This window comes from Paenibacillus sp. 2TAF8, from assembly GCF_052114825.1.
Taxonomy (GTDB): Bacteria; Bacillota; Bacilli; order Paenibacillales; family Paenibacillaceae; genus Paenibacillus.
Genome location: NZ_JBFRFN010000008.1, coordinates 115,408 through 137,068, shown reverse-complemented (window position 1 = coordinate 137,068; position 21,661 = coordinate 115,408). Strand labels below are relative to the sequence as shown.

The following is a 21,661-nucleotide window of genomic DNA, read 5'->3' as shown; positions in this document are numbered from 1 at the left end:
AAGTGTACAGAAGTGGGATAGGAGAGAGCCTATGAAATTTCCAGTAATCGTTGTAGATTTGGATGGAACCCTATTGAAGGCAAACAAAGAAGTTTCCGAGCGAAACGTAAAGGCGATTCTGGAATGTGCCCATCATGGGATGAAATTCATATTTGCGACAGCGCGTCCACCGAGGGCAGTGAAAGCTTTTTTGCCGGAAGAATTGCTGGAGCTTGGTTCATTTGTGTATTATAACGGCGCTTATGTTGAATGCAGACACACGGGGAGTAACGACCATATTGGGATTACACCTGAGATAACTGCTGAAGTTCTGGATTATTGTTTAGCCTTTAATCCCGATCTAGACATTAGTTTAGAAGTGAGAGACGAATGGATGAGCATGAGGCCCTATGATGCAGAGACAATAATGAAAGTAAAAGGCCAGCCGATTGTCAAATCATTGATGGAGCTTAAACAGCAAGAAGCTTCCAAGATTCTTTTTACAGGGGATATAGACAAAGCTGCTTTTCAGCGTAAATTCGAAAGGCGGTTAAACATATTGATCACGGATCAAGGGGAACTAACGCAGGTCTCGGCGCCAAAGGCTTCCAAGGAACATGCGGTTTCAGTCATCTGCGATACCATGGGGGTTGCACTTCAGGATGTGATGGTTTTTGGGGATGATGCGAATGATATCGGCCTGTTTGAACAATGCGGCTGGCCCGTGGCGATGGGAAACGCGATTGAAGAACTGAAAAGCAGAGCCAAAGAGGTTACAGCAACGAATGAATGTGACGGTGTGGCGGTTATTTTGGAGGGGCTGTATCAGGAATGCCGTTAAAGAAAGGTATGGAGGTCCAGAGCTATGAGATTTAACGTAAGATCAGCTGTTGCTGGGGACATCAATGGACTCTGTTCTGTTCGGAATAACGAAAATTTATTCGCGCTTTATATGAGACAGCAGGAGAGTAATGAAGTCATTTTAACGGTTGCAGAATCCGATGACGCAGATCGCATCATTCTGGGGTTTGGTGTTCTTAAATTGCAGGGGCAGCTGTTTCCTAAATTAAGTGATTTATACGTTAAGGAAATATATCGTGGTCAAGGTACTGGGTCAGCATTGATTCGGTATAGAGAAGAGCGTGCGATAGAATTGGGTCATAGCGAAATGTTTGTGAGCGTTGATCCTGTCGAAAATCCCAAAATGATCAAGTTGATCTCAAAGCACGGCTACCTTGCCATCTCGGAGCCGTACACGAAGCAGGCTGTTTACTACAATGAAGATGGTTCAAGTTACGAGAAAACGTACATACGGATGGATTTGAAAAAGCAGCTGCTGTAGAGTTGGTTTGCTTGGCTCACGAAGTTGTTACTTTGCTTTTGCGAGTCGCCGGATGACACGCAAGGTATTGAAAGGCTGAGCTCAGATGAATACAGATGGTACAATAGGAACCCAAAATAACAGAATGGACCAAGTGTATCGTGTCACTCGTGCAATGTCTAACGAAGGATTCTCGGGTCAAGAAGAGGTGTGGATTCAACTTGTGGGTGTTTCCAGTTTCGCTTCCTTGCTTGCGGCTCGAAGAGGAGTAAACCAGGAACTGGCTGCCATCACAGGCTTACTTCACGGCTGTTACCTTTATAGAACCGGGATCCATGTTTTTCGGGGCCCTAATAGCGCAGATACTGCATGGCAGCTCCTTCGGGGCTTACAGTTATTCAGCGAGGAAGAGTTGAGTATCATACTGAAAGCAATTTTTTATCAAGAGGAGTGCAATCAGCTCCAGGGGCCATACGAAGAGATTTTAAAAGATGCCATCCAGTTGCAAATGATATTCTCCCCTGTAAGCCAGAGTTTAACGAAGATGGAGAAAGTCAGATTACATCATGCATTGTATGAGCTTGGAATGACGGTTGAGGTAGATGGAATGGATTCCAGAGACTCAACGGTAGAAGTACAGGGTTACTGTGAACAAAGACGATCGGCCCTTGCTGATTACGCAGAAAAGTTGGCTAATCAAAAGATTATCGGAATTCCAGAGGATGAACACTTTCAGGAAATTTGCCAGTATTGGCCGGATTCCGATATCCACACGATACTCAAGTCTAATTGGTGCGCAGCTTTTGTGTATCATTGCTGTATGCACGTTGGCATTAAACTGCCTATTCGTTATCCGAACCGGACGTACCGGTTAGCTGGAGTAGGAGCTTGGCTGGACTGGTCCAGATTACCTGAAACAGGATTTTTCTATGTTGATCAGGAGGACGGTTTCAGGCCAGAGCGTGGTGACTTGGTCGTTTATGAAAAACTTCTGTCCGATAACTCGCATGATCACATTGGCATCGTTATGTCTTGTGAGGTCGATTATTTACTCGTCGCAGAAGGAAACGTGGATAATCACAACTACTCGGGCATCGTGAACAGACCCAGAGGAGATTGTATTCTTGGATACATTCGGATCAGCGACGACTACCAATTTCATTTTCAAGGAGACTATAGACCGATCTAAGATTTGGAGCTGGCTGGCAGCAGATCAAGGAGGCTTTAGAATAAACGTCTGGGAGGGTTCATCATGTTTAAGCACACCTTAGATGGTACGGATACAGCGTACCTTTCGCTGTTTACATCCAATGACGCAGCAGCGTTATTTCGGTTGATTGATCGTAACCGGGAACATCTCGGAGCCTGGCTCAGGATTCCTGACATGACTTTGACTGAAGAGGATTCAGCAGGTTTCATTGAACGAACTCGTCTGCGTTACGCGCGAGAGGAGGGATACTGGTTAGGGATCTGGTTTCGAGGTGAACTGGCGGGTTCGATTGGATATTGTGACATTGACCTTGAAAACAGGAAGGCTGAGATTGGTTATTGGCTGGGTCAGGAGTATGAGGGAAATGGTCTCATCACGAAAGCAGTCAACGTACTTATGGAGCACGCATTTGAGCAGCTTGGCTTGAATAAAGTGGAGATTGGTGCAGCAACCGACAATCGGAGAAGTCGTGCCATACCTGAGAAGCTTGGTTTTCAACGTGAAGGTGAGCTGCGAGATTATGAGTTTTTGAATGGGAGATTTCTACATCGAGTAATGTACGGCCTAAGGGCCGAGGAGTGGAAATCTAGCGATTTACAGCGAGACTAGAGCGTATAAAACACAACAGGAGGAACATTTTAATGAGTAAACTACCTTTATTTGTAATCACAGGTGCGAGCGGTACGGGCAAAACAACGGTGGCATCACATGTGCGCGAGCTTTTGCCTGAATTTGACGTCTTTGATATGGATATCATCAACAACGTCGATTGGCAGATTGCCAAAGAGAATTGGCTGCGAGTTGCTTATAGTATCTCATTAAGCGGAAGAGGTACCGTTCTATGCGGAACGATGGTACCCGAAAATATTGCATCCTCCCAATATATCGAACGATTTGATCGTATTCATTATGTGAATCTGCATTGTGATGATGCGACGCGTGAGATGCGGTTACAAGCACGTGGCTGGGACCGGAATGCGATTGAAGATCATCGCAATTTTGCGAACTGGTTGTTACAGAACGCGGATAAAGCCTTTGACCCGGCGATGCCAACGGTGGATACAACGGATCTGTCTTCCGAGGAAGCTGCAAAACAGATTGCAGAGTGGATAAGGAAGAATTGGTAGATAAGTTTAGAATCGGTATGACGAAAACGTTCAGAACGTATCATATATGGATGATCGGAGGGTTCGCATGCTCCCTTTTCAAGTCAATGATTCTATTCAGTTAAAGCTAATACAATCGCAAGATCGAGATAAACTATACTCCTTAATTGATGAGAACCGAGTGATGCTAAGAGAGTGGCTGTTGTGGGTTGATAAACGACAATCTCCTGACGATTTGGACCCTGTAATTGAAATGTGGACACGTAACTTCGAAGAAAGAAATGGTTTCGATGCAGGAGTATGGTTTAACGAAGAGTTGGTGGGTATGATCGGTTTGCATTATATCGATTGGAAAAACAAAGCAACGAGCATTGGATATTTCTTATCGAAATCGGCTCAAGGGAAAGGCATCATCACAACATCGATTCAAAAATTGAGTACATATCTATTCAATGAACTGAAGTTAAACCGAATTATTATTCAATGTGCAGAGAACAACATCAAGAGCAGAGCCATTCCTGAGAAGATGGGATTTATAAACGAAGGCACATCCAGACAGGCTCAGTGGCTATATGATCATTATGAGAACATTGTGACGTACAGTTTGTTGTCTAGTGATGGGCAGAAGGAAGTTTTGAAATGATATTCAATATTATTTTGTGGCTAGCAATCATTTGGTTGATTTTTCGCTATTACAGCCTACCGAAGAAGGATGATATGTACAATGTCAAAGTGTCCTCTACATATTTCATTCAGGCTCCGAATAAGACAGAAGTACAGAAGAACGTCGAATGTGCTGCTTTTTCCAGTGCATATGTGTTAAGGCATTTTGGCATCGAATCCGAAGGAAATGAGCTGTATCGAACATATCCGCGCAAACTATTGGATGGCACATTTTATCCAAAAGCTATTATTGTTTTTTTCAAAAAACTGGGGTATCCAGCCATGTATTTGCGTGGCAATATGAATACGTTAAGGAAGCAGATTAGTCGCGGCGTGCCTGTCATCCTGTTTATCAGGGTTCATGCAGACCGGAGATTTCTACACTTTGTCCCTGTGGTCGGGTATGACGAAACCCATTTTTATTTGGCAGAATCACTCGATTTCAAGCGGAATTGTGATGAAGCACAGTACAACCGGAAGATTAGTATAGATGAACTGGAGTCGTTATGGAACACATGGCTGCCTTTCAGTCACCACTCTTATATTGTAATAGAGCCACAGCCTGATTCACTGGATAAATCTGCGTAAATAAATCGTCCTATTGAATGGAAAACATTAATGATTGTTGAGTATATTCAAAACAACGTCAGGGTTCCAACAACGTCAGGGTTCCGTCCAAGATATACGATGTAAATATTTCATCAGGTTAACAAGTTCTCTGTTCGTCCGCATATACATTTACAGAAGACGAGTCAAGACTCCGGCTGTCCGAAGTGTATGAACGGAGGGGAGAGACATGGGCATTGAATCATCCTGGATGTTTGATTTGTTTGGAACCGTCTTTCCGGTGGCATTTGTCCTGATTCTGGGTATTGTGCTGTTATCAATGGGCAAAGAAGTATGGAGGTGGGGGCGTAACAATGCGGAGCCACTGCTGACTGTACACTCTCGCATCACCAGCAGAAGAGTAAAGATGAGCCAGCCGACTTCCGATTCCGGCAGCACGACTGCCGCACGAACGTTGTATTATGTCACCTTTGAAGTGGAGAGCGGTGATCGCTTGGAATTCAAAGTGAATGGAGAAGAGTATGGCATGTGTGCGGAGGGGGACGAAGGGCGACTCTCGTTCAAGGGAACGCGGTATATTGGATTTGAACGAACGAATCGCCTGTACACTGAACGTTTGCGAGGTTAAAAGAGATTAAAAATGGAACAGCTTGCGCCTAAGTGGCGTAAGCTTTTTTTGACTGATTCGGGGACAAGCGTTTCTTAATGGGACGAACGTGTTTGTATATAAGTATAGAGTTAGAGGAAATCGATAAGAAAAGAATGAGGTAACAGGTACAGTATAACAAACCAAATAAAACAAAACAGAGAGTCTAACAAGAGGAGGAATATTGTCATGTCATTTACGGATCAGGTTGTAGTTGTCACTGGAGCTGCCCAAGGGATTGGCCGAAGCGTTGCTGAAGCTTACGCGGTTGCCGGGGCTAAAGTCGTGCTTGCCGATGTTCAGGAAGCCGAGGGAGCAGCTGCGGCAGCTTCGATACGCAATGAGGGCGGCGAAGCTATCTTTGTACATTGTGATGTAAGAAAGGAGCAAGATATTCAGCAGTTATTCGATACCACTGTGAAAGAGTTCAAACAAGTTGATGTTCTGGTCAATAATGCTGGAGTGTCCAGGTGGAAATCGCCCTATGAGCTATCAGTTGAYGAATGGGACGATGTGCTCAATACGAATGTCAGAAGCTGCTTTCTGGCAAGTCGGGAGGCGGCTCGGCATATGAAAAAAAATGAACATGGCGGCGCCATCGTAAATATGGCATCGACTCGTGCGATGATGTCTGAGCCGAATAGCGAGGCATATGCCGCATCAAAAGGTGCAATTACTGCACTGACACATGCAATGGCAGTCTCACTTGGTAAAGACCAAATTCGGGTCAATTGTATCAGTCCTGGCTGGATTGAGACTGGAGACGTGTCCAAACTTAAAGCAGTAGACCATGAGCAACATCCATCTGGCCGAGTTGGCGTGCCATCGKATATTTCAAGGGCCTGTCTGTATTTGTCCGACCCTGCTAATACCTTTGTCACAGGGACTAATCTCGTAGTTGACGGTGGCATGACTCGAAAAATGATATATGAGGACTAGAACCGGGACGTCGACCCGAAGCTGGCTTTCGAAGCTCCTCGAAGCTGAAATAAGCCCAAGTTAAGCACTTGGGCTTATTTGTTTTTGATAACTCGGTTGCTATAATGAATGTGATTTTACAACAGAACAGGAATGGAGGGAGTGTATGTTCGGGAAAACATCCCGGAAAGTATTTTTGCTGTTATTACTGATCGGAGGAATGATAATGATCGGGATCAAGTCACCTGCTACAGCAGAAGATGTGGATATACGAGCAGCCTGGGTTTGGCAGGCACAGTCTGTTAAAAGTGCAGGAGATGAGCTGCTGGAGAATGCGGCTAAACATAAGATTAACCGACTGTATGTAAACGTGGACATGACCATATCCAAAGAGGTGTATCGGGCATTTATTGCCAAAGCGGATCGTAAAGGCATTGCCATTGAGGCATTGGGCGGCGATCCCTCCTGGGGCGTTCAAGGACGTGAGGGTCCTATGCTTCGATTAACTTCTTGGGTACAGGATTACAATCAGGGTGTGGAAGCGAGCGAACGTTTTGATGCAATCCATCTGGATGTTAAACCATACGTGCTACCTGCATGGAAGGAAGACGCCAAACCTTTGGTGCAGTCCTGGATCAGCAATATGAAAATGGTACTGAAGCAGGCTAAACAGGATGGTGGAATAGCCGTGAATGTTGATTTGCCTTTCTGGCTCGATTCATACACGGTCAAGGGCAATCGTGTTGCTGAAGATGCAGATAACGAAGCGGTGTCACACTGGTTTATTCAAAATGTAGATCATGTGACACTGCTTGCTTACCGTGATAATGCACAAGGAAGTAACGGGATTATTCGTTTGACTGAACAGGAAATGCAGTGGGCAGATGCGAGTGGTACCAAAATTACTGTAGGCGTAAATACCAAGCCGATGCCTGGTGAAGAGTTCACCAGCTTTGCTGGCAAAGGCGCATCGCAGCTGGAATCTGCTCTTCAAGAGGTCGCTACTGCATTCCGAGAGCATAAGTCCTATGCCGGTTCAGCTGTACATGATCTAACATATTGGGGAGAGCTGGAGCCTAATGATCAACCGTTGCCCGAAAAACCTGTGAACCCGCCTGCAAGTGCACCCGAGATTCGTGGCACCTATATCTGGGAGGCTTCACAAGTGACGGATGATGGGGGCGAACACATTCTGGCTTTTGCCAAGAAGCAAAAGATCAACTGGTTATATGTACGGCTTGATCTGGATCAACGCTACTCTAGTTATCGCAGTTTTGTAAAAAGAGCGAAAGCCCAAGGAATCGAAGTTCATGCGATGGGGGGACACCCGATCTGGGGAAAAAAGGAAAATCGCCCTCGAATCAAACGGCTGATCGATTATGTGAAAAATTACAATGCTGAAGTAGAACCGGATGAGCGTTTCAAGGGCATCCATCTGGATATTGAGCCGTATACACTGCCCGAATGGGAGGCTAATAGGGATACACTGCTGACCGAGTGGGCATCGAATATCGCCTATTTCCAAGAAGAAACGAAGAAGGACAGCAACCTTGAAACCAGTGCGGATCTCGCAGTATGGCTTGATACTTTTCCGTTGCCAGGCAAGGGGATTTCCGTGACCGAGTTCATGATTGATACGCTTGACCATGTATCTCTAATGGCATTTCGTAACACAGCAGAAGGTTCCAACGGGATAGCTGCAGTTGTGAGTCAGGAAATGGAGATTGCAGATCGACTAGGTAAAAGACTGCTCATTTCCGTCGAAATGAAAGAAAATTTTGAAGGTACACATATTTCATTTCACGAAAAAGGAGCAGCGGAGATGGAGAGCCAGCTCAGTAAACTACCCGACCTGCTCTCTGAATATAAGGCGTATCAAGGCAATCTGGTACATGCCTATGATTATTGGATTGAAGCTAAACCGTAATGGCGTTCATAGGGGTTGGAAAAGCATAACTACGTGTTAGAAATAAGCTTTGGGACTTCACCTTGCGTGAGGTTCCAGGCTTTTTTTATGGAAAAAATCTGGAATAGTGTCACCGAATAGGCTCCTGCACAATACGATGTACGGTGATGAACAGCTGCTACAAGGGAGGGAACAGACGATGGCAGTAATTAAGACCAACTCGGAAGACGTCAAGCTCCTGGCTAGACTAATGCGAGCAGAAGCCGAGGGTGACGGGGAACAAGGCATGTTGCTGGTAGGCAATGTTGGCGTGAATCGTGTGCTGGCGGACTGTCTCGATTTTGGCAACATTCGTGATATGAACCGTATGGTCTTTCAGAATCCGGGGGGCTTTGAGTCCACGCAGAAGGGATACTTCTATCAGCGGGCGAGACAATCCGAGATTCGGTTGGCGCAACGGGTCATCAACGGGGAACGTTTCTGGCCGGCAAGTAACTCGTTATGGTTTTTCAGACCGGTTGGAGATTGCCCGGCGACGTGGTATAACCAACCCAACACGGGACGTTTCAAGGCACATTGTTTCTTTAGTCCAACAGGAGAAGACTGTCCGGACGTCTATTAATCCATTACCAATTTTCATATTCAGGGAGGAATTATCGTGATTAACACACCTTATCAACCAACTCAAACTATGGGTCAGCAAGCCAATTCTGTATTGGGTGCACAAGCGAATCCAATGTTAGGAGCACAAGCGAATTCTCAAGTTCAGGGAACATCTTACAAAGTCGGTAATGGCATGCCGTCGATGTCACCAACACCAGGAATGGTATCGCCAAGCTCCACCAGTGTACCGCCACTCGTATCCAGCGGAAGCCCAATGACACCGTCAGGAACGGTCGTTTCCACTACTGCTCCACAGTTTGAGCAATCATACATTGAGAATATTTTACGTTTAAACCTTGGTAAATTCGGTACATTTTACATGACATATGAAGGAAACAAAGAATGGAACGCTCGTATTTTCCAAGGTATTATTGAAGCAGCTGGGCGTGACCATATCATCATCAGTGATCCAAAAACCGGCAGAAGAATCATGCTATTGATGGTTAACTTCGACTACGCAACGTTTGATGAGCCGCTGCTGTATCAATACCCGGGCGTTGTCGGCAACTTCCCGCAAGCGCCAAGCAGATTCTAAACAAATCTTATCTCGCTTCATCCTAAGTTATTCTTGTATAACAGATACGGGGAATATAGGCTGTCCTGAACGCAGTGCACATCTGCAGACAGGACGGCTTTTGCTTTTTTGGTAGAAAATAAAGTAACCTAATCAAGAGTTCGTGGCACTTACATATGAAAAAGAAAAGTTGAGCAATCAATATACTAAATCAGACAGCAAAGAATGACAGCTGAAAGGAGTCCACGATGTTGGAATCATGGATTGAAGGAGCATTAGAGGGAGAACCGGAAGCTTATGAGCAACTGGTAAGCCAGTTTCGAGGAATGGCACTTTCCGTGGCTTATCAGCAGTTGCAGGATGCACATGGCGCAGAGGATGTGGTGCAGGAGGCCTTTACCGAAGCATTTGCCAAGCTGGGCAAATTGGATAAGCCAGAAGCTTTTCCTGGATGGTTCAAAGTCATCGTAGAAAGGCAGTGTTATCGCTGGCTCAGACGCAAGCAGCATTCGGTGGTTTCCATAGACGAAACGGAGACTGTATTTCGTACAGAAGATCAGGCGCATGATCCCGCAGCTTGGACCATACAAAAGGAGCTGCAACAGACGCTGCGTGATTCAATCGCCCAATTGCCATCTTCGATGCAAGTTGTGGTTGACCTGTTTTATTTCCAAGGCTACACGCTTAAAGAAATATCGGACTTCCTTGATGTTAATGTATCTGCATTGAAGAAAAGGCTGTTTGATGCCCGGGCTAAACTCAAACGTTCATTGCCTGTGCGAAATCTGGCGTCTATGTTCACCGAATTTCATGAAGGGGGTAAAGGGATGTTGCATATTATGAACGGAGATCATGCGGCCAATCGCTTGCGCGAGAGCGGTATACAAGGAGAGATTCTGGTTTGGAGGGAATTGTACACGTATGGCCCTGTAACTACAGTTATGGCAGACAGGAACGCACGTCAGCATCGTGCTGTTATATTGGAAGAGCAATTAGGCATACCGCAGCAAGTATATTTGCAAATTAAGGAACTAGAGCAGAGACTTCGCTCGTTCCAGAAGTATAAAGAGATTGTGCTGTGGTTTGAGTACGATCTCTATGATCAAACGATGTTATCCTATTTGCTGCACTATTTTAGTGAACAGGATCTACAGAATGTACGTCTGAATCTTCTTTGTATCGATTCTTACCCGGAGGTGGAGTTTTTCAGGGGGCTGGGGCAGCTTACTTCGAAGCAGATCGGAAGTTTGTCAGGTCACTGGCATGTCATTGAAAAGCAGGAACTCCAGGCAGGTAAACAGTTCTGGGAAGCATACACCTCGTCTGATATTCGTCAGCATCAGGAATACTTACAGTGTGGAGCGTATGAACTCCCGTTTGCAAAAGCTGCATTTGAGGCGCATTTGTCCAGGTTGCCGTCCGTAACTAATGGACTAGGTAGTATTGAGCAGACAACAGTAGAAACGATCAGAACGGGTATTCATCGTCCCTATGACCTGTTTCGTAAGGTAGGAGACAAGCTGCATGTGCTCGGTATGGGAGATCTGGAATACTGGGCTCATTTGAAAAGGATGTCGGAAGGGCCACATGCACTCATTCGAATGACAGGAGCGACAACATTTCCAAAGTATAATCAGCATGATCAGGCATTTCATGATGCTGTGTTGTCTTTGACGGAACTGGGCGTTCAGGCGTTGAATGGTGAAATCGACTGGAGCATCTTGAGTGAGGATGAATACTGGGTTGGTGGATTGCTTATTGGAAAAAAACATCAATCCAGTTGACGCTGGAACCCGACTGAAAAGATGCTATGTGAGAAATAGGAATCATTTGCTTCTCAATTAAGAACAAAGAAGCATGATAACACTGTCCCGTGTGTAGAATGATTCTACACGCGAAGTCTGCCTAAATTCTTGAAATGTGAATAAAACAGCGAAATCACTACTTTTGTAAACGAATTGTGTCGATTTGGCCTTTTAAGTGTCATAGGACACGGATTGACTGTGTAGTGTAGAATTATATAATAAAAGAAGCATATCCAAGTTATTCAGTCACAAACAGCAGGAGGTGGAAGCATTGGGAAGTTGAAATTGCATATGAACGGCAGAATGGCTAATATCCTACATTTTCGAAGGAGGTGGACCTATTTGCCGAACGATAACGGCGAATAGGAAGAACATTTGAGTGACCCCTTACCGAGTATTATGAGTTTAATTTTAATTGGTTTACTGGTATTGATGAATGGTTTCTTTGTCTCGGCAGAATTTGCGATGGTGAAGGTGCGGAGCAGCCGAATTGAGGCTTTGGTAGAAGCGGGTAATCGAAATGCCAAATATGCGTCAAACATTATACGTAATATGGATGCATATTTGTCAGCTTGCCAGCTTGGCATTACTTTAGCTTCACTTGGACTCGGATGGCTGGGAGAGCCCGTCATTGCACGACTGCTGGAGCCTGTGTTTACTGCATTTGGACTGGGTCCGGTATATGTGCATGGCATTTCGATTGTCATTGCCTTTGTTATTATTACGATTTTGCATATTGTCCTGGGCGAACTCGCTCCCAAAACGATGGCTATTCGCAAGTCGGAGGCCATTACGCTGTGGTCTGCGGTGCTGCTGACGTTCTTTTACAAGTTGATGTTCCCTTTCATCTGGGCGTTGAACGGCATGGCTAACGGATTGCTCAGACTGTTTCGAATGGCACCTGCTTCGGAGCTGGACGATGCACATAGTGAAGATGAAATACGTATTCTCATGAAAGAAAGCAATAAGAGCGGTTTAATTGATAACACTGAATTAGCACTTGTTGATAATATATTTGATTTTACGGATACAACCGCCCGTGAGATCATGATTCCGCGGACGGAAATGATCTGTCTCAACGCCAATCAGTCCATGCTGGAAAATATGGAGATTGCGAGCGAAAGCATGCGTACCCGGTATCCGGTATATAACGGAGACAAGGACCATATTATCGGCTTTATTCACATTAAGGATCTGATGCGTTCACAGCTAACGGACACCATATCCGTTATTCGTCCGATTCTGGCTGTGCCTGATACGACGCTGATTAGTGATTTGCTCAAACGTATGCAGCGCAGCAAGACTCAGATTGCTGTTCTGATCGATGAATATGGAGGAACCTCCGGTATGGTCACACTTGAAGATATCATGGAAGAGATTGTTGGTGAGATTCAAGATGAATTTGACCAGGAGCGTCCGACCATTGAACAAGTGAATGAAATGGAATACTCGATTGACGGATTAATGCTGATCGAAGAAGTCAGTGAACGATTCGGCATCGAGATGGATCGAACGGATTACGATACGATTGGCGGCTGGTTATATTCCAGAGTGGATGCAATTCCGCCTGAAGTGGGTCAATCCGTTGAGTATGATGGGTATTTGTTTATCATTAAGGAGACAGAACACAAGCGTATTTCGCGTGTGAATGTAGTGAAGCTTGAAATGCTTGTTGAAGGAGAAGGTGCGTAGCTTCTCGGTGAGCATGAAGTCCATGTTTTTGAATTTATCGATGTTCTTAAAGTGTTCTAAAGGTTCTTTACATGTAAGCCGCTACTATTTAGCGGCTTTTTTGATCGCTTTCTAACAAGTTTTTGTTCCAGGTTGACGTATGAAGAACCTCATGGTAATATTCAATTCAATTAAAGAAGAGGAGGCTTGTTCCTATGACTCATTCCATACGTCTTCGATAAGTAGATCAAAAAAGCTTATTTTTCCACAATCGTGGGCTTTTTTGATTTGCTTATTTTACGTATGGCGAGACATAGGTTTCGAAAGAGGTAGCTTATTTGTGCTATGCTAATTCGAAGTGTCTTCTATACGTGAGTAATGCAGATTTAAGTCCATAGTGGACTCGGATCTGCATTTTTTATTACACCCAAAATGCTTGACACAGAAAGGAGGGAAGACCTCATGAGATATATGCATTGGTATTTCTTTATATAATCCCCCTTCTTAAATCGCAGGTCATCCTGCGAGCGTGTAAACTGCGATTTTTGAAGGAGGAACCTATAATGAGTTTGTTAATTAAAGCAAAAGAGATTGTAGTGGAATATTCGGGCCGTGAAGTATTAGATATTGAACATTTGGAACTTTATGAATACGACCGAATTGGTCTGGTTGGAGCCAATGGAGCAGGTAAAAGTACATTGTTGAGAGTATTGCTGGGTGAGATTCCCGAATCTTATGGGAAAGTAGTGAGGAACGGCAGTTTTGCTTATATCCCGCAGATGGAGCAGGACGGGGCTCAGGGGGAAGTGGATTACGCACTGGCAGGCAAGCTCGGCGTAAACCGATTGGATGGAGAACAGATGAGTGGCGGGCAGGAAACAAGGCTCAAGATTGCTCAGGCTTTGTCCAGTTCAGTGCACGGTATTTTTGCAGATGAACCCACGAGTCATCTCGATTCGGAGGCAATCCATTTCCTGATCCATCAGCTCTCTTTTTATACGGGAGCGTTGCTGGTCATCAGTCATGATCGGTATTTTCTGGATCAAGTGGTTGATAAAATTTGGGAGCTGAAGGATGGGAAGATTACCGAGTATTGGGGTGGATATTCCGATTACTTGGCTCAGAAAAATGAAAACCAGAAAAAGCAGGAAATCCAGTATCAGCAATATGTGAATGAACGAGAACGACTGGAAAAAGCGATGTCTGAAAAAAGGAATCAGGCACGGAAAATCGATCAGAAAGAGAAAGGGGCTGCAAGAAAAAATAGCTCTGATCACGGTGGCAGACTTGCTCATCAGAAATCTGTGGGAAGTAAACAAAAGAAACTTCATCAAGCCGCCAAAAATATGGAACAACGGATTGAAGCGTTAGGTGATGTCCAAGCACCAGAGGTGAATCGTACGATTCACTTTCGTCAGTATCATGCGTTAGAACTCCACAATCCATTTCCGATTATAGGAAAAGAGATGAACAAAGCATTTGGTGATACTGTCATTTTAGAAATAGCCTCTTTTCAATTCCCGCTTGGGGCTAAGATTGCGCTTACCGGTGCAAACGGTGCGGGGAAAACAACGTTGCTTAACATGATCTTAAACCGTGAACAGGGCATCACCATATCGCCTAGAGTAGAGATCGGTTATCTTGCGCAACATGCATACACACTTGACCGCCATCAGGTCGTCATGGAATTCATGCAGGAGAACTGTGACTATCAGGTATCGGAGATTCGAGCTGTATTAGCATCTCTCGGATTTTCTCAGCATGATGTACGCAAGCGATTAGCTGTATTAAGCGGTGGCGAGATCATGAAGTTGCAGCTGGCAAAAGTACTGCTTGGCCGATACAATATTTTGCTTATGGATGAACCGAGTAATTTTCTTGATCTTCCTGCAATGGAAGCGTTGGAGCACTTGATGAAAAGCTATGAAGGCACGATTGTTTTCATCTCACATGATGCACGTTTGATCGAAAATGTTGCCGATCAGGTATACGCTATAGAGCATAAACAAATCATTCGAATCAGGTAATCAGAAGATGATGTTGTTTGCATAAAGTAGATTTAGATTCCGCCGAATTAAGCCTATTCTTCATCATACGAGATGGATTATTTTAGGTTTCACGATTTTATTTATCTGGAAAATGTTTAAAGGACGCTACCGATTGAACCATCGGGCGTCCTTATTTTTTTGAAACCAGTTATCCATTCCGTCCGTTTAATAGATTACACCAAAAATTAAAACAGAGCTGAGGAGGAATGAAGATGCATAATATCCTTAGACGAGGTAGACAAATATGCCGTACGCCAATCTTGAAAGTAAGTTTGATTCTGGCTTTGACTGCGCCAGTTTTCCTTATCCTGTCTGCCGATCCGTCTGCAGTTGCAAGTCCGATCATCAACGTGACATCGGGAGCTCGAACCGCTCCGCCGCCACTCGAATCTCAGGAGTATTTCCTCCAATCAAGGGCTGCCAAACCCGTACATATCTATCAGGCGACTTGTACATTAACACGCGGAGACGGACTTCATGCCATCGTAAAAACAACGACTAGAACATTCAAAGACATGAAAACCTTGTCTGTGAATTATCGATTGGAGCGCTGGACAGGAACAGCTTGGGTAATGTTCGCAGGCAGCTCCTCAACACAGACCCAAATGAATCTTCTTCGATCCAATTCGGATTGGGAGGTCACATCCGGTTATTATTATCGTGTCACTAGTGTTCATACTGCTCATGATGGGATGACATCGGATCAGTCTACACATACATCACCTAGTGTATTGTTTTAATTTATTTTGATTTGGCAGGAGAATTTTGCTCCAGAAAATCGTTGGCGATTGCAAGCATCTCCTCTTCAGTCACGGTTCCAAACAGACTCATACTTAGAGAACCCGTCATCCACTGAATAGAATTGAAGGGTGGTCCCACATACATGAGTGCTTCACTATCATCTGCAAGCTTCACAACAGTGCTTTTCTGCAGTGATGTTTTCTCAAGAGACTGCCCTGGCTTAACGTATTCATAATCGAACTGGATAAGCTCGTCTATATCACTTTTACCTTGGATGGAGTATTTCACCCTCATCATATCGGACTCGTAATAGTTGTCAGGATTGACGGGATTCTCTGTATCCAGTACGAGTTCATATTTTATCTTGTCAAAACGGGCAGGAATGGCTTTGGATATAATAAATTCACCGATAAATCCATCACGAGCGATCTTTTCCGTAACCGCAACGGGGCGGAAAACATGTTTGTTGAGTTCAAAGGCAGGAATGTCTTCCGCTTCATCATGGATAATTGTGCTCGATTCAAGGTCGGGTGGTGGCGGTGTTTTGGCGGTTGAGGGATCGGGACTCAGATTTACAGACTTATCCTCAACCATGATCGATTTCATGCCATTTCTCCAATCCTTGATCGATTGAACAATAGGAGATACGGCTTGTGTTCCTGAGGGCAGACTGAAAATAACGGCTCCAATGGTCACAGAAGCTGCCACGATGCCCGATAGCTTGAAGGTGCGTATTCTACGTTTACGTGCCCCGATTCGTTCGATCTCTTTCTGTACTTTTTGCCAGGATTGCTGCATGGATTCCGTACGGAAGGCAGAAGGGGCGGAGGCAGCTTGCTGGAAAGCTTCATCAAACGCCTGCTCAAACGTTGCATCAAAGTATTCATCTTCCAGACCTGAATCGAATGGCTGTTCAAGCTTATTTAGCTTGCCTTTGCTCAATGCTTCCACCCCATTCCTTATGTAATTTCTTCTTGATACTACCACGTGCCCGGAATAAACGCTGTTTAACAATGTCTTCAGTTGTGTTCAACAACTCAGCGATTTCCCGATAAGAAAAGCCTTCTTTCCACCGTAACTCAACGAGTACGCGATATTCTGGTTTCAACTGGGAGAGATAATGCTCGATGGACTCCTGCATCATCTGTGTCTCCACCATGCTTTCCACCGAGACTGCTGTCTGGTTCATGGTCTCTATATCTATAAAGACACTGTCCGAGTCCAGTTGGTTACGATTATTTTTATTTTTTCTCAAATAATTTATTGCGGTATTCCGGGTGACTACTTTGAGCCAGGCTTTAAGTTTAACCTCATCTTCGAAGAGGGGTTTGTTTTTGATGATTTTAATAAAAGCTTCCTGAATAATATCTTCTGCCGCTGCACGTTCCTTGATGATATATACGATTAACCCATACACCATATTATAGTATTCGTAATAGACTTCTTCCTGAAGTACAGGTCCTAATTGATGAAAATCGGATGCAAGTAAAAGCTGGAGCCGATTGGCCATGGTGTTCTCCTTTCTGGTCAACAGTCCACAAACATTGGTATCATTACATTTTACAACAGATTATGGAAACGTTACAATGTCCGATAGACCTGATTACAGTCCTGAAAAGAGGGAGTTCTGGCCCTGTTTGATGTTTGCTGAAAAAGAAAAAACAGACGATCTTGCAAACCATGGAATCCATGTCAGCAAAATCACCTGTTTAATTTTAAGTGTTTAACGTAACGCAGGTTATAAATATGAAATCGTGGTTACACACAAGTTTTTTTTAAAACGCCCAATTTCCTTTCAGGAAAATCGGTTCACGGTCACCACTCGCTGTAATGCCATAGATATCAGTCTCGGGAGAACCCATCATGAAATCAACATGGGTTATGCTCGTATTCATGCCGCGTTCTGCAAGTTCTTCAGGAGACATCGTTTTGCCTCCTTCGATATTGGAAGCATAAGAGCTGCCGATGGCCAGATGACAGGAAGCGTTCTCATCATACAGTGTTGTGTAATACAGAATGCCGCTTTCCGAGATCGGAGAGTGGAAAGGTACAAGCGCAACTTCGCCAAGATAATGAGAACCTTCATCCATGGAAATGAGTCGCTCTAACGTTTCCTGACCTTGCTCTGCATGAAAGTTCACAATCCGTCCCTTCTCAAATGTGAGGGTAAACCGGTCAATAATGCTACCGCCGTAACTTAGCGGTTTAGTACTGGTCACTGTGCCGTTCACACCGTATTTCGCTGGAGCGGTGTACACTTCTTCCGTTGGAATATTGGCTACAAAAGGGGTGCCTTGTGCGTTTACGCTACCAGCCTGCGCCCAAATATGCCCTTCAGGAAGCTCTATCGTAAGATCTGTGCCTGGGGAGATGTAATGTAATGCATGGTATTTCTTGTTATTGAGCGCTACGGCTCGTGACTCCAGGCGTTCGATATGTTGTTCCCACGCAACGATCGGATCTTCAACGTCCGCGCGTACTGCGGCAAATATCGCATCCCAGAGCTGATTCATCTGTTCTGCTTGTGGAAGATCAGGGAATACCTTGGCTGCCCAATCCGGTGAAGGGCAAGCAATGCCAGTCCAGCTCATCTTATCAGCTTGCAGATACTGACGATATTTAGCCATCGCCTGACCAAAGGAACGCTGGTTCGCCGAGATTCTAGCCGGATCAATGCCTTTCATCAGATCAGGGCTGGAAGATAAAATCGTCAGAAAAACGGCATTATTCTCCGCAAGTTCCTCCATCTCTGCCGCATGCCACTTTGGAAGTTCATCGAAGGACTCCTTGGGAGCCATTTCAAAGCGAAGACGATTGACCGTTTCATCGGAGTATTTCACGATAACTTGTTTGGCCCCGGCTTCATATCCTTTGCGTACCAGTAGTTGCACAAGTGGTGCTGCATCAATCATGGCATTGATGACAAAAATCTGCCCCGGCTGCACGTTTGCCCCAACTTTGACAGCGAGTGCAGCGTATCGATCCAGCTTTTGTTTAAAACTTAACATCGAATGTCCCTCCATAATCTTTAAATATGAGTACGACGATTTTCAGGCACAGGAAAAGAGAGGAGAAATCTCCTCTCTATGCATGGAGCAAATTAGAATGCCCAGTTTCCATTTACGAAGATCGGTTCTTCGGCACCTTCCGAAGTGACACCATTGATGTTCATCTCACCGGAACCGATCATGAAATCAACGTGCGTCAGACTGGAGTTCATGCCATGTTCGATCAGCTCTTCCTTGGACATCGTTTTGCCGCCTTCCAGACAGAAAGCATACGCATTTCCGATTGCCAAGTGATTGGATGCATTCTCATCAAACAAAGTATTGTARAACAGAATATTCGTATCCGAAATTGGAGATTGATGTGGAACAAGGGCAACTTCGCCCAGATAATGTGCGCCTTCATCCATTTCGACGAGGTTCTTCAGTGCATCAAGCCCTTGCTCAGCAGTGTAATCAACAATGCGTCCATTCTCAAATGTGAGGGAGAAGCCATCAATCAGATTGCCACCGTAACTAAGCGGTTTTGTGCTGCGGACAGTACCGTTCACACCGGTTTTCAGCGGTGCAGTAAATACTTCCTCTGTAGGCATATTGGCAATAAACACATGTCCTTGCTCGTTTACACTGCCTCCCGATACCCAGATGTGACCTTCGGGAAGTTCGATGGTTAAGTCTGTACCTGGCGCGGTGTAGTGAAGTTTTTTATATTTTTTGCTGTTTAGCAAATCTGCGCGCGAGTCAAGGTTTTGCAAGTGAGTTTTCCATTCAGCGACAGCATCTTTTTCACCAATTCGTACCGTTTTGAAAATAACATCCCACAGGCGGTCCACTTGCTGCGCCTCAGGCAGATCCGGGAATACTTTAGCGGCCCATTCAGGGGAAGGGACAGCAACGATGGACCAGCTGAATTTATCAGCCATTTGATAGGCACGATATTTCTCCAGCGCTTTGCCGCGCACTTTCTGACTCGTTACGATGCGCTCCTGTGCAACTCCGTTTAGCAGATCCGGATTTTCCGCGATAACATGCAGGATTGCCGCACCTTCTTCAACAAGCTCTGTCATTTCACCTGCAAACCATTTCGGTTCAATGGAGAACGCTTCATCTGGAGCCAGATCATAGTGAAGTCGAGTAACCGTTTCGTCACTCCAGTTGACCTTGACCAGTTTTGCACCCGTGTTGTAAGCAGCCTTAACGATCAATCGTACAAAATGAGCTGCCGTGATTGGCGCATTTACGACTAAGGTTTGTCCAGGGTGGACATTGACACCTACTTTGACAGCCAGTTCAGCATATTGTTGCAGATTTGATTCAAAATTGTTCATGCTATTTTTTCCTCCAATGTGATATGAATATCGTAGCTGACGGTCTATTATAGTCCTCTTTGAAGTTTATGAGGAATCAGCATAGGGCCTTCATTGAATAATGTATACGTTGCTACGATATATATTGTACAATTAACCAATAATAATTACCAAACAGCTTTGCCAGAAAGTTGGAGAAAAGCGCCAAAAGAGAGATTTTTGGACGTTTTAATCGAGGATTTATTGAAGTGAGGCCTTAAACGAGAGATTAAAGGAGAGTATAAAAGTGAGTATTGAAATTATTCGCGCAGAAATGCGTCGTGAGGATGAAAAAAGTTTTGTAGGTAGCACGGTGTTCAAAACAGAGGGTAATAAATCCGTATATGAAATTACGTTTATGAGCAAGAACGGCAAGGATTGGGACTACAGCCTGCACTTCACGGAACAATCAGGTGACGAAGAAGAGTTACTGAAAATGGACGAGTTGCTTGAAAATGATGATGATTTGTACAATCAATTGCTGGATGCAGCCTTGGATGCTTACCCGGCTTAATGTAAAGTAAATGTTCTTGTTCTATTGTCCGGATTGCCTGACTATACTAGACGGTGTGTGCCTTGTGAAGGGTTCGCACCGTCTAGTTTATTTTTTGAGATTCCGAATAGATGTTCCAGAAAAGGGAAGTCTACGATATGAACTTAACCAGAGAGACAATTCGCCTGATGGGAGGTAATCGTGAATGGCATTTGACAATCTGATTACATCAGGAATGACCAGCGCCCAGGAAATTGCTCCTGATATTTTGAGCTTGCGTACCCTTTTTGTGAATGTCGTGTTCATTGGAAAACCAGGAAGCAGGAGCTGGGTCCTCGTGGACACAGGAATGTCAAAATTCACGAATCACATTGTTGATGTGGCAACCGAGCGTTTTCAAGGTCCGCCGTCTGCCATTATTTTAACGCATGGTCATTTTGATCATGTGGGAACGGTAATTGAACTGGAGCAATTCTGGGGAGTGCCGGTGTATGCGCATCCGCTTGAAATACCTTATCTTACAGGTTTGAAAAATTATCCTCCGGCAGACCCTTCCGTGGGTGGAGGCCTGATGGCGCAGTTGTCATTTACGTATCCGAACGAAGCGATTAATCTGGATGATCGGGTATTCAGTCTACCCCAAAATCATACGGTGCCAGGCACAAAGGATTGGAGCTGGATTCATACGCCAGGTCATACACCGGGGCATATCTCCTTGTTCCGCGAAGCAGATCAATTACTAATTGCCGGTGATGCGATTGTCTCGGTCAAACAGGAGTCGCTCTGGAGTGTTCTGCTTCAGGACAAACAGTTACACGGCCCTCCGGCGTATTTTACAACGGATTGGGAGGCAGCACATGAATCGGTTCAGCGGATCAGGCAACTGAAGCCGAGAACGGTTGTGACAGGGCATGGACATGTGTTAAGCGGAGAGTTACTACATGAATCACTCCGCCATCTCGACATGCATTTTGAAGAAGATACGGTACCCAAGCAGGGCAAGTATGTAGAATGAGACAACATAGACCCTCACTCGTGAGTGACTTGAAAAGCGATGAA

At 44.8% G+C, this 21,661-nt stretch carries 22 protein-coding genes; 18 read left to right on the top strand and 4 right to left on the bottom strand.

Annotation, left to right across the window (positions count from 1 at the left end; genetic code table 11):
• The first annotated feature begins 31 nt into the window (after positions 1 to 31).
• The 16 genes from AB4Z30_RS14165 to AB4Z30_RS14090 all read left to right on the top strand — a co-directional run bounded on the left by AB4Z30_RS14165 (position 32) and on the right by AB4Z30_RS14090 (position 15,757).
• The gene (locus tag AB4Z30_RS14165) at positions 32 to 820 is read left to right on the top strand and encodes an HAD family hydrolase (RefSeq protein ID WP_441927359.1); all 789 of its coding nucleotides are present in this window, start codon (positions 32 to 34) and stop codon (positions 818 to 820) included.
• Positions 821 to 844: 24 nt separating this feature from the next.
• Positions 845 to 1,321, top strand: coding sequence for a GNAT family N-acetyltransferase (locus AB4Z30_RS14160; protein WP_441927357.1), 477 nt, complete (start codon positions 845 to 847; stop codon positions 1,319 to 1,321).
• Between the two features lie 85 nt (positions 1,322 to 1,406).
• Positions 1,407 to 2,489 (top strand): CHAP domain-containing protein, encoded by a 1,083-nt coding sequence (locus AB4Z30_RS14155; RefSeq protein ID WP_441927355.1) that lies wholly within the window; start codon positions 1,407 to 1,409, stop codon positions 2,487 to 2,489.
• 63 nt (positions 2,490 to 2,552) lie between these two features.
• Positions 2,553 to 3,119, top strand: coding sequence for a GNAT family N-acetyltransferase (locus AB4Z30_RS14150; protein ID WP_441927353.1), 567 nt, complete (start codon positions 2,553 to 2,555; stop codon positions 3,117 to 3,119).
• A gap of 32 nt (positions 3,120 to 3,151) precedes the next feature.
• Positions 3,152 to 3,637 (top strand): AAA family ATPase, encoded by a 486-nt coding sequence (locus AB4Z30_RS14145; protein ID WP_441927351.1) that lies wholly within the window; start codon positions 3,152 to 3,154, stop codon positions 3,635 to 3,637.
• A gap of 67 nt (positions 3,638 to 3,704) precedes the next feature.
• The gene (locus AB4Z30_RS14140; protein WP_441927349.1) at positions 3,705 to 4,259 is read left to right on the top strand and encodes a GNAT family N-acetyltransferase; all 555 of its coding nucleotides are present in this window, start codon (positions 3,705 to 3,707) and stop codon (positions 4,257 to 4,259) included.
• Positions 4,256 to 4,867, top strand: coding sequence for a C39 family peptidase (locus AB4Z30_RS14135; protein WP_441927347.1), 612 nt, complete (start codon positions 4,256 to 4,258; stop codon positions 4,865 to 4,867). The genes AB4Z30_RS14140 and AB4Z30_RS14135 overlap by 4 nt, the downstream gene beginning before the upstream one ends.
• Before the next feature lie 208 nt (positions 4,868 to 5,075).
• Positions 5,076 to 5,474 (top strand): DUF2500 domain-containing protein, encoded by a 399-nt coding sequence (locus AB4Z30_RS14130; RefSeq protein WP_441927345.1) that lies wholly within the window; start codon positions 5,076 to 5,078, stop codon positions 5,472 to 5,474.
• Positions 5,475 to 5,681: 207 nt separating this feature from the next.
• Positions 5,682 to 6,431, top strand: coding sequence for an SDR family NAD(P)-dependent oxidoreductase (locus AB4Z30_RS14125; RefSeq protein ID WP_441927343.1), 750 nt, complete (start codon positions 5,682 to 5,684; stop codon positions 6,429 to 6,431).
• A 145-nt stretch (positions 6,432 to 6,576) separates the two neighbouring features.
• Complete coding sequence (locus AB4Z30_RS14120; RefSeq protein WP_441927341.1) at positions 6,577 to 8,337, top strand: hypothetical protein; 1,761 nt, start codon at positions 6,577 to 6,579, stop codon at positions 8,335 to 8,337.
• Positions 8,338 to 8,515: 178 nt separating this feature from the next.
• Positions 8,516 to 8,938, top strand: coding sequence for a cell wall hydrolase (locus tag AB4Z30_RS14115; protein ID WP_251503986.1), 423 nt, complete (start codon positions 8,516 to 8,518; stop codon positions 8,936 to 8,938).
• Positions 8,939 to 9,052: 114 nt separating this feature from the next.
• Positions 9,053 to 9,514, top strand: coding sequence for a spore coat protein GerQ (gene gerQ, locus AB4Z30_RS14110; RefSeq protein ID WP_434752968.1), 462 nt, complete (start codon positions 9,053 to 9,055; stop codon positions 9,512 to 9,514).
• Positions 9,515 to 9,741: 227 nt separating this feature from the next.
• Entirely contained in the window at positions 9,742 to 11,277 is a 1,536-nt protein-coding gene (locus tag AB4Z30_RS14105) for a sigma-70 family RNA polymerase sigma factor (protein WP_441927339.1), read from the top strand.
• 420 nt (positions 11,278 to 11,697) lie between these two features.
• Positions 11,698 to 12,990: a hemolysin family protein gene (locus AB4Z30_RS14100; RefSeq protein WP_441927577.1), complete on the top strand. Its 1,293-nt coding sequence runs from the start codon at positions 11,698 to 11,700 to the stop codon at positions 12,988 to 12,990.
• Between the two features lie 542 nt (positions 12,991 to 13,532).
• Positions 13,533 to 14,996, top strand: coding sequence for an Msr family ABC-F type ribosomal protection protein (locus AB4Z30_RS14095; RefSeq protein WP_441927337.1), 1,464 nt, complete (start codon positions 13,533 to 13,535; stop codon positions 14,994 to 14,996).
• Positions 14,997 to 15,229: 233 nt separating this feature from the next.
• Entirely contained in the window at positions 15,230 to 15,757 is a 528-nt protein-coding gene (locus AB4Z30_RS14090) for a hypothetical protein (RefSeq protein ID WP_441927335.1), read from the top strand.
• Between the two features lies 1 nt (position 15,758).
• Here the strand turns inward: AB4Z30_RS14090 and AB4Z30_RS14085 are convergent, their stop codons facing one another.
• The 4 genes from AB4Z30_RS14085 to AB4Z30_RS14070 all read right to left on the bottom strand — a co-directional run bounded on the left by AB4Z30_RS14085 (position 15,759) and on the right by AB4Z30_RS14070 (position 20,091).
• Complete coding sequence (locus AB4Z30_RS14085; protein WP_441927333.1) at positions 15,759 to 16,700, bottom strand: hypothetical protein; 942 nt, start codon at positions 16,698 to 16,700, stop codon at positions 15,759 to 15,761.
• Complete coding sequence (locus AB4Z30_RS14080; protein ID WP_123066513.1) at positions 16,678 to 17,268, bottom strand: RNA polymerase sigma factor; 591 nt, start codon at positions 17,266 to 17,268, stop codon at positions 16,678 to 16,680. The genes AB4Z30_RS14085 and AB4Z30_RS14080 overlap by 23 nt, the downstream gene beginning before the upstream one ends.
• Before the next feature lie 265 nt (positions 17,269 to 17,533).
• Positions 17,534 to 18,766, bottom strand: coding sequence for an aminopeptidase (locus tag AB4Z30_RS14075; protein WP_441927330.1), 1,233 nt, complete (start codon positions 18,764 to 18,766; stop codon positions 17,534 to 17,536).
• A gap of 92 nt (positions 18,767 to 18,858) precedes the next feature.
• Positions 18,859 to 20,091 carry an aminopeptidase gene (locus tag AB4Z30_RS14070; RefSeq protein ID WP_253494267.1) on the bottom strand — a complete coding sequence of 411 codons (1,233 nt, stop codon included), beginning with the start codon at positions 20,089 to 20,091 and terminating at the stop codon, positions 18,859 to 18,861.
• A 265-nt stretch (positions 20,092 to 20,356) separates the two neighbouring features.
• Here AB4Z30_RS14070 and AB4Z30_RS14065 point away from each other — a divergent pair, with 265 nt between their 5' ends.
• Together AB4Z30_RS14065 and AB4Z30_RS14060 are read left to right on the top strand one after the other, a co-directional pair.
• Complete coding sequence (locus tag AB4Z30_RS14065; protein ID WP_441927328.1) at positions 20,357 to 20,623, top strand: hypothetical protein; 267 nt, start codon at positions 20,357 to 20,359, stop codon at positions 20,621 to 20,623.
• Positions 20,624 to 20,807: 184 nt separating this feature from the next.
• The gene (locus AB4Z30_RS14060; protein ID WP_441927326.1) at positions 20,808 to 21,617 is read left to right on the top strand and encodes an MBL fold metallo-hydrolase; all 810 of its coding nucleotides are present in this window, start codon (positions 20,808 to 20,810) and stop codon (positions 21,615 to 21,617) included.
• The last annotated feature ends 44 nt before the right edge of the window (positions 21,618 to 21,661 follow it).

Coding starts and splice junctions, on each gene's coding strand:
- AB4Z30_RS14075 (WP_441927330.1), bottom strand. CDS start 18,766: ATGTTAAGTTTTAAACAAAAGCTGGATCGATACGCTGCACTCGCTGTC.
- AB4Z30_RS14145 (WP_441927351.1), top strand. CDS start 3,152: ATGAGTAAACTACCTTTATTTGTAATCACAGGTGCGAGCGGTACGGGC.
- AB4Z30_RS14160 (WP_441927357.1), top strand. CDS start 845: ATGAGATTTAACGTAAGATCAGCTGTTGCTGGGGACATCAATGGACTC.
- gerQ (WP_434752968.1), top strand. CDS start 9,053: ATGTTAGGAGCACAAGCGAATTCTCAAGTTCAGGGAACATCTTACAAA.
- AB4Z30_RS14095 (WP_441927337.1), top strand. CDS start 13,533: ATGAGTTTGTTAATTAAAGCAAAAGAGATTGTAGTGGAATATTCGGGC.
- AB4Z30_RS14060 (WP_441927326.1), top strand. CDS start 20,808: ATGGCATTTGACAATCTGATTACATCAGGAATGACCAGCGCCCAGGAA.
- AB4Z30_RS14080 (WP_123066513.1), bottom strand. CDS start 17,268: ATGGCCAATCGGCTCCAGCTTTTACTTGCATCCGATTTTCATCAATTA.
- AB4Z30_RS14130 (WP_441927345.1), top strand. CDS start 5,076: ATGGGCATTGAATCATCCTGGATGTTTGATTTGTTTGGAACCGTCTTT.
- AB4Z30_RS14115 (WP_251503986.1), top strand. CDS start 8,516: ATGGCAGTAATTAAGACCAACTCGGAAGACGTCAAGCTCCTGGCTAGA.
- AB4Z30_RS14140 (WP_441927349.1), top strand. CDS start 3,705: ATGCTCCCTTTTCAAGTCAATGATTCTATTCAGTTAAAGCTAATACAA.
- AB4Z30_RS14165 (WP_441927359.1), top strand. CDS start 32: ATGAAATTTCCAGTAATCGTTGTAGATTTGGATGGAACCCTATTGAAG.
- AB4Z30_RS14155 (WP_441927355.1), top strand. CDS start 1,407: ATGAATACAGATGGTACAATAGGAACCCAAAATAACAGAATGGACCAA.
- AB4Z30_RS14150 (WP_441927353.1), top strand. CDS start 2,553: ATGTTTAAGCACACCTTAGATGGTACGGATACAGCGTACCTTTCGCTG.
- AB4Z30_RS14120 (WP_441927341.1), top strand. CDS start 6,577: ATGTTCGGGAAAACATCCCGGAAAGTATTTTTGCTGTTATTACTGATC.
- AB4Z30_RS14100 (WP_441927577.1), top strand. CDS start 11,698: ATGAGTTTAATTTTAATTGGTTTACTGGTATTGATGAATGGTTTCTTT.
- AB4Z30_RS14105 (WP_441927339.1), top strand. CDS start 9,742: ATGTTGGAATCATGGATTGAAGGAGCATTAGAGGGAGAACCGGAAGCT.
- AB4Z30_RS14135 (WP_441927347.1), top strand. CDS start 4,256: ATGATATTCAATATTATTTTGTGGCTAGCAATCATTTGGTTGATTTTT.
- AB4Z30_RS14090 (WP_441927335.1), top strand. CDS start 15,230: ATGCATAATATCCTTAGACGAGGTAGACAAATATGCCGTACGCCAATC.